Origin of the sequence: Paenibacillus sp. FSL R5-0744 (assembly GCF_037972555.1) — a bacterium.
Classification (GTDB): domain Bacteria; phylum Bacillota; class Bacilli; order Paenibacillales; family Paenibacillaceae; genus Paenibacillus_AQ.
On record NZ_CP150228.1, the window covers coordinates 1932438 to 1945072 of the forward strand.

Below are 12635 nucleotides of genomic sequence, written 5' to 3' on the forward strand. Positions count from 1 at the left end.
AAAAGAGGTCAACTATTCCGCGCTTGCCGCATAGGTATGTAATACACTTTTTAACGCTATAGGAGAGCAAGTAGGAGCGCAAGAGGAGGCAGCGAGCAATGGATATTTTTGAGCGAATAGCTTCGTATCGGGCTGAGAACGACCGTTTGGCGTGGAGCGGGACCTTCAAGCAATATATAGAACTTTTGAAAAAAGACCCCTCTCCCGCAAAAACCGCTCACTCCCGCGTTTATGACATGATCAAGTCGCATGGCGTAGAGGACATAAACGGACGCAAACGTTATAAGTTTTTTGAACAAGAGATTTTTGGACTTGATCGTGCAGTCGAAAAGTTAGTGGAGGAGTATTTTCATTCTGCAGCACGCCGGCTAGATGTTCGTAAACGGATTCTGTTATTGATGGGACCTGTCAGTGGGGGGAAATCGACCCTAGTCACGCTGTTAAAAAGAGGTTTGGAACAATACTCGCGGACGGATGCGGGTGCGGTATATGCGGTTGAGGGCTGCCCGATGCATGAGGATCCACTACATTTGATCCCCCTGGAGCTTCGTCCAGAGATTGAAAAAGAACTCGGTGTGCGTATTGAGGGCAACTTGTGCCCATCCTGCCAGATGCGGCTGAGAAATGATTATGCCGGAGATATTGAGCAGGTTAAAGTGGCTCGTGTCATTTTGTCAGAAGAAGAGCGGGTAGGGATTGGTACTTTTAGTCCATCCGATCCGAAGTCGCAAGATATCGCCGATTTGACAGGAAGTATCGACTTTTCGACCATTACTGAATTTGGTTCGGAATCCGATCCACGCGCTTACCGTTTTGACGGAGAGCTGAACAAAGCTAACCGTGGGCTGATGGAATTTCAAGAAATGCTCAAATGCGACGAAAAGTTTCTATGGAACCTGCTGTCATTGACGCAAGAAGGCAATTTCAAGGCTGGCCGGTTCGCGCTGATCAGTGCGGATGAAATGATCATAGCTCACACCAATGAAACCGAGTATAAGTCGTTTATTTCTAATAAAAAGAATGAAGCGCTCCAGTCCCGTATGATTGTTATGCCTGTTCCGTATAACCTCAGAGTATCGGAAGAGGAAAAAATCTACGCGAAGCTGATCGCCCAGAGTGATATGAACCATGTGCATATTGCGCCGCATGCGCTGCGTGCCGCTGCTATTTTCTCGATCCTGACCCGTCTGAAAGAAAGTAAAAAACAAGGCATGGATCTGATCAAAAAGCTTCGCATGTATGATGGTGAAGAGGTCGAAGGCTACAAAGAAGCAGATCTCAAGGAGATGCAAACGGAGTATTTGGATGAAGGCATGTCCGGAATAGATCCGCGGTATGTTATCAACCGGATTTCCAGCGCTTTGATCAAAGGTGATCTGCAGTGCATGAACGCACTGGATGTGTTGCGTGCAATTAAAGACGGCCTGGATCAGCATCCATCGATTACAAAAGAGGAGCGGGAGCGTTATTTGAACTTCATCTCCATTGCCCGCAAAGAATATGACATTTTAGCTAAAAGCGAAGTGCAAAAGGCCTTCGTCTACTCCTTTGAGGAGTCCGCCAAGACATTATTTGAGAATTATCTCGATAATATTGAAGCCTTCTGCAATTGGTCCAAAATCCGCGATCCGCTGACGGATGAGGAGATGGAGCCGGATGAGCGGTTAATGCGTTCGATTGAAGAGCAAATCGGTATCTCTGAGAATGCGAAAAAAGCGTTCCGGGAAGAGATCCTGATCCGGATTTCCGCGTATTCACGCAAAGGGAAGAAATTCGAGTACAACAACCACGACCGCCTACGGGAAGCGATTGAGAAGAAGCTATTCACAGATCTCAAAGATATCGTCAAAATCACCACCTCGTCCAAAACGCCGGATGAAAGTCAGCTTAAACGGATCAATGAGGTGTGCGCTAGACTTATTGATGGGCATCACTATTGCCCAATTTGCGCTAATGAGCTGCTGAAGTATGTGGGCAGTCTGCTTAATCGGTAAAAGAATACAAGTAAATTTGCGGACCACCATTTGGTGGTCTTTTTTTATGTGATAGATATTTTTTACGTGTATCAATACGTGAGATTGTGTGGAATTAGGCTTTGGTCGCGCGTCCGAAAAGTAATGCATGAACCATGAAAAGTAGCAGGGGGAGCCGCCCTTACAGGAAAAAACTGCAAATGTACATTATTATATATGGCAAAGCTCTTTAAATTAGTAATTCCTGCAAATCTGCAGTTTTTTTGTGGTGTAAGTCACTTTCAAACCCCAAGTAGGGAAAATTCCTGTATTTTTGCAGCTTTTGAGCTAGATGAGGACGATATCCATGTAAAAAGCTGCATATTTGCAGGTTTCTATGATAGCTAACTAAAGAAAGTGTTAGATCATACAGCATCATACAGCTCAGCAAAACAGGAACAATCCTACTCGCTTGCAGTTGATATAATGAAATCACCGTACGGGGGAAGGCTGGTGCTGCACTTGAATTACAGTAAAGATATAGAGAAGTGTGTTGAATATATTGAAGCTCATATCAAAGAAAATATAACAGTGGAAGAAATAGCCGCTGAGGTGGGATATTCGGTGTATCATTTTTGCCGAGTGTTCAGCTTATGCAAGGAAATGTCCGTGATGGAATATGTGCGGAGCCGGAAATTATCTTTAGCGTCCATTGAATTGTTTGCCGGTAGAAGAATCATTGATATCGCGCTGGACTATGGTTTTGAGACACAAAGTGGTTTCACTAAGGCCTTTCGCAAGGCTTTTGGCTATAGCCCGACACAGTATGCCGCACGAATGGACGGATTTACTAAAGGAAAAACACTAATTGAAATCGGAGGTTTTATAATGAACCCTGTTATTGTTCGCAAGCCTGCATTTAAGGTCGCTGGGTATGGGATCCAAACTAATGTTGCTGGAAGTATGTACACCAAGGATATTGCATCTTTTTGGAGTCATTATGAGGGTGAGAATCTGGAGTCCAAAATGTATAAAATACTAAACCCGCCTAAACACGGAGAAGTCGGCTTATGTATTCCTTCCTCAGATAATGGTAATGCGACTTATCTTCTAGGTGTTATTGTAGAGGACTACTCCAAGGTGGAAGATGATATGTTGACGATGGATGTGCCAGAAGCCGAATATGCTGTGTTCACAACGCCGCCAGTGGATACATCAACGGATACAGAGCAAATACAGTTTGCACAGGTTATAAAAAGCACATGGAAGTATATCTTCGAAGAATGGTTTAAGGATAGTGGCTACGATTATGATGATAGTAAACTGGATTTCGAATTCTATGATGAACGCTGCCACTCGCGTCCGGATACGGTGATGGAGATCTATGTTCCTGTGAAAAAATCGACCGAATGATGTGTAAGGGCAAATGCTGCTCGGTGATGATCGTAACTTCGGGGAATGTTTGGACTTTCGGTCGCTGTTGTCTCTGGATTTATTGATTATTCCTTAGCGGATTAAATCCAGAAACAAAGGCGAACGCTACGCTCCTACAGTTCCAAACTTCCCCTACGTTACTTTTACCTTTGCAGCATTTGCAAAGTTCAATTATTCAGTCGATACGGGGTGTCGACGTAAGAAGGTCCGCAGCGGGTTATACGCTGCGGGCTTTCTCATTTATTGCAGGAGGATTGACGCTTATCCCCTCCCGTAGTCTAATAGATTAAATAGACGTGTAACTTGATAATCTCGGGGAGTGAAACAGATGATTAGAGAAGCAAAAGTAGAGGACTGGAAAGACATATCCGAATTATTAGAGCAGTTGGGTTATCCAGAGACAGAAGCATTCATGCAAGAAAAAATAGAAAAGCTAGTCCTACATCCGGATGAGGAATTATTAGTTTTCGAGGAAGATCATAAAGTAGTCGCCTGCATTTCCATGCATTACATACCTCAATTAGGGCTCACAGGGGATACTGCAATTATAAGCTATCTTGTGGTAAGTAATGCGATTAGGAGCAAAGGCATTGGACGGATGCTTGAGGAATATTGCACTGATTTAGCTAGAAAAAGAAACTGTGACCGAATTCAAGTTCATTGCCACTCTAGAAGAACTGATGCGCATAGATTTTATGCCCGACAAGGATTTACTGAGGCTCCGAAATATTTTTCAAAGATGTTAAATGAATCCGAATAATCAACAGACCAAATAAAGAGCGGCAGACCAGGGACGTACTATGCGCCCAGTTCTGCCGCTTTATTTTTCAAGCAATAGAGCACTTTTCACTTATTCCTCTTTTAAATAAACTTCCGCTGCACCTTTTTGCCATCATACGAGAACCGCGCCTTTTTGTCCTCCACGACGGTCTGCAGATGAACGGTGCGCCCCCATAATGAGTAGATATGCGGGAGTGTATGCTCCAGGTACTTCAGGTCCAGCTCGATACTTTCATAGCGGTGGGTGATAAATAACTCGCCATTCTTCTCGAAGTCGGCATCCTCTATGACCAAGTAAGGTGACCCGCCATTGACTCGAGCGAGCACCAGTTGATCCCGTACATTTTCCCATGCTTTGTCGGTGATTTTCCATTCCGGACCTTTTTTCTCAAAAACATAAAGATCGAGGTCGTTCACCAGTTCTTTGGACAGATAGCTGCGGATAAAAGAGGTATCGGATTCCAACTCGCGAACCTCAAATATTTTCTCGCGGTCCCAGCGGCGTTCGATGTCTTCGAAGATTTTTAGACCAAGATAGTATGGATTCAGGCTTTGCCGTGAAGGCTGCACGACGGAGGAATTTAGTTTAGCGTATTCTACGGTTTCTTCTTCGGTCAGATCCAGTTCACGGACGATGCGCTGATGCCAGTACGAAGCCCAGCCTTCGTATTGCTAAGGTGCTTTGTTAGTCTTTTTTGTGGAAGTTTGTTTTGAAGAGGCTATTTGATTAAATGTTTCATTTAGCAACAGTAAATCATTATAGCTGTAATGTTCACCTAGATTCACACCATCATTATAATATTTCATATACATTTCATAGTCGACATTTCTTATAAAATAGAACAAAGCAAGTTCATAGTAATAACGTTGCCTTAAATCAATTTCTGAATCAGGATGGTCAGTATTAACTTTATCCAACGCCATTTCGTAATAGTATTTCCCTTGCTGTTCGCATATCTCCACATCCATGTCGGTATTTCTAAAATACCAAAGGCCCTTCGTAGCATATGCGAATGAATCACATTTATCATATGACAAACATATCTCTAAAAATTTCATGGAAGCGTCAAAAGAATTATTAACAATAAGTGTGTGGGAAACTGAATTCAGGTATTCAGTAAAGGAATAAAAAAGTTGATGATTATCGCCTTTAAGATAGCTATTCAAGGAGTTTGGTTCAATTTCGATTACACCCGCAACATCAAAAGCCTTTGATAAGTCATCTGATTCTGTCAGTAAATTATATAAATCGTTTTCATTTAAGTTGCTAATATTTTTAAATATTTCCATTAATTCGAAACCTTCATGTCTCGGAGACTTTTCATCATCAATATCGACATGAAAATTTAAAATAAAAGTGTTAGAGTTACCTTTGAAAGCCTCTGAATTGATTTGCATAGAGAAAGGCAAGTTAAGGAGTGTTGACTCGAACCCAAAGTTAACTCTAAAATAAATTTTATATTGATCAATAACAAGATTAGGGAATTTTATTGTGAGTTTGAATTTTTCGTTTATATCGCTTAGAAGAGATTTAATTATCCATGCATTTCGATCCATTATTGAATTACTCATCTTATATATTGTTTCGATTTTTAATGAGTCATGGGTTTCAGCGCGAATTGTATATTTGGGATAAGAAACGCACAACTGTGGTATGTATTTGGGATTTCCATATTCACGATAATTGTTAAAAATTTGATCGCAAAAACGGTCAAAAACTACAATTAAATCATTTTCAGATAACACTTGGTGTTTAGCGGAATCTTTATTAACCCACAATGTCCATCTTCCATCATTGTCTAGCTTAACATTTACATTTACTGGTAGCGGATCGAGCAGTTCATAAATATAGTATTCAGCTCTATTTGTAATACTATGAGTAAAGTTTATTGATGAAATGATATCATCGTAGCAAAAATCACTATCTAAATGTAAAGCAGTCATAAAAAGGTATGAGTTATTTTCAGAATTCAACAGTTCTTTGATATCAGATTGAAAATATGTCTTTTCTATAGTAACTGTATGTTGATTAATAGGACTTTGTTGACTTATGGGATTTTGAAGGTTCTTTTTTGATTCTATATCATCAATAATTATTTCTTCTTTCTTGGCAAATGATGTGAATTCACAAAGTTTATAATATTGTTGGATAGCGTTTAAAAGCAAACTAATTTCTCTTGTTGAAGTTTTTATTTCAAAATCGTAATCATAGTCAGCAGTTTGTCTTAACCAATATAGTCTTAGAGCAATAATAAAAAACGACCAAGTTATTCGCTCATTCATTGCTGTAGTTTCAATGAATGATTTATATGCAAATGCTATTGATGCTTTCACCTCTAATTCTTGTTTATATGCCTTATCTTTAGTCCTATTTTTTAAGGATGAATTAATAAAGTTTTCTAAAGTATCAATGTTATCAGTTGAAAATTTCTCCCCGAATAATTCCTTGTATAGATAATTTATGTAAGAATTCAGATAACCTGAAATGCTCGGATCTATATTTAACAAAACAAGGGGAACTATTTTAAAAGGATTTGCAGAATTTTTATTTCGTCCTGTACATAAATTATTTGTGTAATTTTCTTTGTTTATTTCATCAGTAATAAAAATGGGAAGGCTAAAATTCTTTTTGAAAATATCATTGAAAAAAAGTTGGCTTGTGAAGTGATCTACTTCATTAAAAGTTACATTGTATTCGTCAACACCATTTTTTTCTGACAGGAATTGATACATTTTTCCTGTAGTGAAGTTATGAAATGAATAATATAAAAGAGAAACAGTAGCACGAAGATCTTTTCCTAATAATCTTGAGGTTGAAAGCTCAATTTTTTCTATTGAATTACTTATATAAATTTCAGATCGTTGAGCAATTAATTTATAGATTCTTTTTTTATTAAGTTCAGCTATTTCAGCTGATAATTGTGGAAAAAAAGTAATTAAATTATCAGATATTTCAAGTACTGCTTTCTTTGGATTTATAAGCTTTATGTAATTTCTTCCGATGTAGTGTTCGGGGTAATCATTATGAAACTCTTTTATTATTCGTAGCCTAGCATGCCAACTTAATTCCTTCATTTTGAAAATTGTAGCATCATTTTCGTTGTTATAGGATAAAATTTCTGCCAATATAATCACTCCCTTAACATAATCCAGTATTCTTAAAGTATTCGGTGAAATTCGCCAAATTCCTTTAATTTACAACATAAGGATAATGTCAATGCTAAATATGAAGTTGAATTGTTTATAATCCATTCAGCTCTATATCCAACTCCCCCTCCCCCAAAACCGTAACTTTCTCAACCAACGTCCGCAGCAGTACCTTAGCCTCCTCAACAGGCAACACATTAATCGCATCCAATACCGTCTTCATCTTGCTCTCAAGCATTTCCTTTAGCTCTTCCACCTGTATTTTCTCACCCTGCTCATTCGAACTTTGATTCTCCTGTACAATCTTCTCCATTCGCTGCTTCTCCTCGTTTAAGTCCTGCAATTCAATTAGTCCAGCAGTATAGGCTTCGACCTTTCGCTTATAACGGTTTTTAGCTGCTGTGATTTGTTGATCTCCACGATTGCTCTGGCTGCTACGGGCTTTCTCCACAAGCTGGGGAACCAACTCAAGGCTAAGTGAATTAGATAAACCTGCTAAACCCTGCAAAAACCAAGATTCCACTTCGTCGGCTTTGTACTGCTTACTTGTGCATGTTCCTTTGTTCTTATTCGCAGAACAGCGGTAGACCCGATAACGTCTGTCACGTGATCCTGACCATCCAATACCATCCCCGACCCGCAGTTTCCACATTTCAAAATGCCTCCAAGCAGGTGCGGGCTGGTCTGGGCGCGGGGGGGCGATGCTTGGTCTGTTCATTTTGATCTGCACTCTTTCCCAAGTGTTTTTATCGATAATTACGGGTAGGCAATCATCAATGACAATCCAATCCTTATCATCCTTTATGGTTCGTTTCTTCTTGCTTGAATCTACACGATTCCATACGAAAGTCCCTTTATAAACAGGGTTGGTAAGCAGCAGTTTAACTGAACGAATGGACCATTCTTTGTTGTGCCTGGATGGGATGCCATCTTCGTTCAGTTGTCTGGCAATTGCGAAGAACCCCATTCCCTGATTGAGGTATAGATCATACATCTGTCGTACAATTTTTGCTTCGGGCTCATGGATAATAAGTACTTTATCTTCCAAGCGATATCCGTACGGACTCTGGGTCAGCCATTTGCCCTGGTTGGCAGCGTGGAACATATTATCCAGGACACGTTCTCGAATTCGCTCCCGTTCAAATTCCGCGACAGCACCAAGCACTTGAAGCGTTAAACGGCCTGATGGTGTGTTCGTATCAAACGATTCACTGATTGAGATGAACGCGACTTGATGCTGCTGGAACATATCGATCAACGTAAGCAAATCTAGCAGTCGGCGGCTCATCCGATCCAGCTTGGTGACCATGACTTTCGAAAAGTCCTCTATGTTAGTCATGAATTGTTTGACTTGAGGGTACTCTGTGCTTATAGCGGAGTAAACATCGGCAATAGTATTAATTATCTATTCTAACTCGCGCACGATTTGTTTTGTTAGAATGAATCCTAGTTCATAATTAATATTACTAAGGAACTAAAAGGGGAATATCTAATCTGAAATAGACTCAAAATCCCATATACTGTATCTTAATAATAACGAGGTGAATTTTTTACTAGGAATATAAAATATAATTGGTGGAATTCCACATTAACTTGGAGGTCAATTTTGGATAATTTAAAATCTCAATCTGGAGGATATAATTTTGTGCGAGATGGAAAGGAAATAATACTTGAACGAGGGGGGGAGGAGAATCAAGTATACATATTTAAAGTTGCGTCTTTAAGTTTTCATAAAGCTATAATAGGAATATCGGAACTAAAGGCATTATGTAAATTTAGTAGTAACGAAATAGCAGGAGGATTTAGGATAAGTAAGGCGATAAACACATATTATGTGATCTATCATTTAATTACCTTCTGCATGTTAATGGATGAGAATTATAACATTAAGATAAAAAAGAAGATTGTAAATGATATTATACAGTTTGAAATTGATGAAAGTGAACTAAATTCAGATGATGAATCTCCTGAAAGGTGGAATAAACAAGGGGATCTAGAAAAAGATATTGCTTCTATGATATCACATACGGATATCAAGAATTATTGTAAATTTATTCGATCACTGAAAAATAAATCGATGATGGTTGAGCTTTTTTTTGATAATTTTTTAAAAGAAAAAAATCCGAGATTGTATTTATATGAAAAAGTTTGTTATGTTCGAGACCGTGTAGTTTACCGACCTACTATAGTGATAAATAGCATTAACGGGGGAATTATTCAGACTTCGGCTGACGCAAGGGAAGAAATAGATCAATTACCAACTTGGGATAAATTATATGATTTTATTGAAGAATTGCATAATATGTTTATTTCTGAAATGATGGTTGGTGACAAAACAGTAAATGTTTTTTTTAGATATCTATGGGTAGCATCATTCGTATATGAGGATAAAGATCAACTGTATTCTTATGGTTGGAGCGAAGCAGATATAGAGAAATACAAATCTATTGTACCTTATAGTGATCTAGCATTTGATGCCTACTTAAGCCATCTTGTTGAAATATCTGAAGTGGAAAGAGTGAAATGTGACTACCATGAGTTATGGGAGCCCTTGAAAGATAGATATTTTGAAGCATTTAATAAGCGGAGAAGTAATAAAAAAAGATGTGTTGAATAAAAGTTCTACAGATCATGAGATTAACACAGTATATGAAGATGATTTTTTATACACAACTCTTTTGCGCAATAAGGAGAGCCCTCTAAATGTGACGACTCTCCTTGAATTATATAATTCGAAATTCTGTAATGAATTCCCGTTTATATGTCTTAATAAGTGTTATCTTATTTCATTCCTCTTTTAAATAAACTTCCGCTGCACCTTCTTGCCATCATACGAAAACCTAGCCTTTTTGTCCTCCACAACGGTCTGTAGATGAACGGTCCGACCCCATAACGAATAGATGTGCGGGAGCGTGCGCTCCAAATACTTCAGATCAAGCTCGATACTTTCGTAGCGGTGGGTTATAAATAACTCCCCATTCTTCTCGAAATCGGCATCCTCTATGACCAAGTAAGGAGAGCCGCCGTTGACGCGGGCAAGAACCAGTTGATCTCGTACATTTTCCCACGCTTTGTCGGTGATCTTCCACTCAGGGCCTTTTTTCTCGAATACATAGAGATCTAGATCATTTACTAGCTCCTTGGATAGATAACTGCGGATAAAAGAGGTATCCGATTCCAGCTCGCGTACCTCAAATATTTTCTCGCGGTCCCAGCGGCGTTCGATGTCTTCAAAGATTTTCAAACCCAGGTAGTATGGATTCAGGCTTTGCCGTGAGGGCTGCACGACGGAGGAATTCAGTTTAGCGTATTCTACGGTTTCCTCAACGGTTAGATCCAGTTCGCGGACGATACGCTGATGCCAGTAGGAAGCCCAGCCTTCGTTCATGATCTTCGTCTCCATTTGTGGCCAGAAGTAGAGCATTTCATCATGAAGCATCGTCATAATATCGCGCTGCCAATCCTCCAAGACGGTGGAATATTGCTGGATGAACCAGACAATATCTTTTTCCGGCTCAGGTGGGAACGCACGATTTCCGGATGCTGCTTCCTGTGGTCCAGAATTGCTCTTGTCTAGATTCCATAACTCGTCGTACGGATTAGCTGGTTTGGAGCCACCCGGAGGGGCATCCTTGAGTTCTTTCATTTTGGCTTCCAGCAGATGGGTCTTACCTAGCTTGCGCGGCTGAATCAGGCTGGGATCTATATGCTCTTGAATGGCCAGCACGGAATCGATGAAGCGCTCCACTGCATCGGTACCGTAGGTTACTGAATAGCCGGCGATCCGATCCGCTGTAGCCGACATGCTCTCGACCATATCCCGGTTGGACATGGAGAAACGCATGTTATTTTTGAAAAAATCGCAGTGCGCCAGCACGTGAGCTACGATCAGCTTGTTCTGAATCAGCGAGTTTCCGTCGAGCAGGAAGGCATAACAAGGGTTGGAGTTAATGACGAGCTCGTATATTTTACTCAGCCCGAAATCGTATTGGGATTTCATTTTGTGAAATGTTTTTCCGAAGCTCCAGTGACCAAATCGTGTCGGCATTCCATAAGCGCCGAATGTATAAATAATATCTGCAGGGCATATTTCATAACGCATGGGATAAAAATCCAAGCCGAAGCCAGTAGCTATTTCCGTAATTTCAGCAATCGCCCGCTCCAAAGCATTAATTTCTTCGCTTGGCATGATTCTGTGCTCCCTCCTATAATTCTGTAGATCCAACCTGAATAAACCCTCACGAAATGGGGTTTGGCTTCATATAGATGGGTCGATCAATGTAGTTCATATTATGTATATGGGTAGGGGAGGGGCAATATGACGGGAGGGAGAATCCGTTATATATCTTTATGATTTTCTCAAGGTGATTCGTAAGTAGCTTGCAGTTATCAAAATACCATCATATTAATTATCGTGGAGAATTATTAATTCAATAGAACAATAGAATGGTTATGGCGCACGAGTAGTGAAAGCTGGCGTATCCAAGGTCTGGGATGTGAGTCTCCTTTGAAGCCTAAAGTCGTGATCGCTTTAGACGTGGGAGGAACCTTTATTAAGTCTGGTTTGGTCGTGGATGGAGATTTGCTACAGGCTAGCTGCAAGCAACATCCTTCCTTCGCTGACCAAGATGCCGATGTGATTATAGACCAATTTATTTCTATATTTGAAGATCAATATCAGTTCTATTCCGTTACACTAGGGAAATCCTCAGACTGTACTTGGCGCATCGGTCTCGCCTTTCCCGGGCCCTTTGATTATCAGCAAGGCATCTGTTATATTCAGGGGCTTAGTAAATATGAGGCGTTGTATGGTGAGAATATACGAGAAGTATTATATATTACAACATAAGGAATGGGCGAAGCACCTGCTGCAGGCAGATATTCGATTTGAGAATGATGCGAAGCTGTTTGCCCTAGGCGTAAGCAGATTATTTCCAAATGAACGATATATTTCGTTAACTTTAGGGACAGGGTTAGGCTCCGCATTTATTGATCGTGCATTGATCCTGAACGAAGGACCAGGTGTTCCCAAGGACGGTTGGCTTTTTGATAAACCTTTCCTGGAGAGCACCATAGATAACGCCTTCTCACGTCGCGGAATTCTTCGCCTGGCTGAGCAGATGGGAGCTCTAGAAAAAGGAATGGACGTGAAGGACCTCGCAGATCAAGCAAGAAACGGGAATAGCTTGTGCTGCAAGGTGTTATTTTTATGCTCCATCTTCGGCCAGAAATTGAGCATTTCATCAGGGATTATAAATGAACTTGTCGGTTCATTTATAGTTCATATTCCAGTGATAGGATTCACAGTATAATAATAAGCGT

The 12635-nt window shown here is 40.2% G+C and carries 9 protein-coding genes and 1 pseudogene; 6 read left to right on the forward strand and 4 right to left on the reverse strand.

All coding sequences use genetic code 11. The features are described 5' to 3' along the window. The first annotated feature begins 98 nt into the window (after positions 1 to 98). The 3 genes from MKY19_RS08395 (at position 99) to MKY19_RS08405 (ending at position 4146) form a co-directional block, all read left to right on the forward strand. Positions 99 to 1994 (forward strand): PrkA family serine protein kinase, encoded by a 1896-nt coding sequence (locus MKY19_RS08395; RefSeq protein WP_042186251.1) that lies wholly within the window; start codon positions 99 to 101, stop codon positions 1992 to 1994. Between the two features lie 444 nt (positions 1995 to 2438). Next, positions 2439 to 3365 (forward strand): AraC family transcriptional regulator, encoded by a 927-nt coding sequence (locus tag MKY19_RS08400; protein WP_231573406.1) that lies wholly within the window; start codon positions 2439 to 2441, stop codon positions 3363 to 3365. Positions 3366 to 3714: 349 nt separating this feature from the next. Continuing rightward, positions 3715 to 4146 (forward strand): GNAT family N-acetyltransferase, encoded by a 432-nt coding sequence (locus MKY19_RS08405; protein ID WP_234529879.1) that lies wholly within the window; start codon positions 3715 to 3717, stop codon positions 4144 to 4146. 101 nt (positions 4147 to 4247) lie between these two features. Here the strand turns inward: MKY19_RS08405 and MKY19_RS08410 are convergent. From MKY19_RS08410 to MKY19_RS08420, 3 genes and pseudogenes are all read right to left on the reverse strand, one after another. After that, positions 4248 to 4832: pseudogene (locus tag MKY19_RS08410) on the reverse strand (SpoVR family protein); the annotation flags it as partial. Between the two features lie 6 nt (positions 4833 to 4838). Continuing rightward, positions 4839 to 7292: a hypothetical protein gene (locus tag MKY19_RS08415; protein WP_339269843.1), complete on the reverse strand. Its 2454-nt coding sequence runs from the start codon at positions 7290 to 7292 to the stop codon at positions 4839 to 4841. 115 nt (positions 7293 to 7407) lie between these two features. Next, the gene (locus MKY19_RS08420) at positions 7408 to 8718 is read right to left on the reverse strand and encodes a recombinase family protein (protein WP_339271552.1); all 1311 of its coding nucleotides are present in this window, start codon (positions 8716 to 8718) and stop codon (positions 7408 to 7410) included. A gap of 201 nt (positions 8719 to 8919) precedes the next feature. On the opposite strand from MKY19_RS08420, the gene MKY19_RS08425 reads away from it, so the two are divergent. Beyond that, complete coding sequence (locus MKY19_RS08425; protein WP_339269845.1) at positions 8920 to 9930, forward strand: hypothetical protein; 1011 nt, start codon at positions 8920 to 8922, stop codon at positions 9928 to 9930. 180 nt (positions 9931 to 10110) lie between these two features. On the opposite strand, the gene MKY19_RS08430 is transcribed toward MKY19_RS08425, so the two are convergent. Beyond that, complete coding sequence (locus tag MKY19_RS08430) at positions 10111 to 11502, reverse strand: SpoVR family protein (protein ID WP_339269847.1); 1392 nt, start codon at positions 11500 to 11502, stop codon at positions 10111 to 10113. Between the two features lie 318 nt (positions 11503 to 11820). On the opposite strand from MKY19_RS08430, the gene MKY19_RS08435 reads away from it, so the two are divergent. Both MKY19_RS08435 and MKY19_RS08440 read left to right on the forward strand, forming a co-directional pair. Continuing rightward, positions 11821 to 12162, forward strand: a complete 342-nt coding sequence (locus MKY19_RS08435; RefSeq protein ID WP_339269849.1) for a hypothetical protein — start codon at positions 11821 to 11823, stop codon at positions 12160 to 12162. Further along, positions 12122 to 12625: a hypothetical protein gene (locus MKY19_RS08440; RefSeq protein WP_339269851.1), complete on the forward strand. Its 504-nt coding sequence runs from the start codon at positions 12122 to 12124 to the stop codon at positions 12623 to 12625. The genes MKY19_RS08435 and MKY19_RS08440 overlap by 41 nt, the downstream gene beginning before the upstream one ends. Positions 12626 to 12635: the final 10 nt, after the last annotated feature.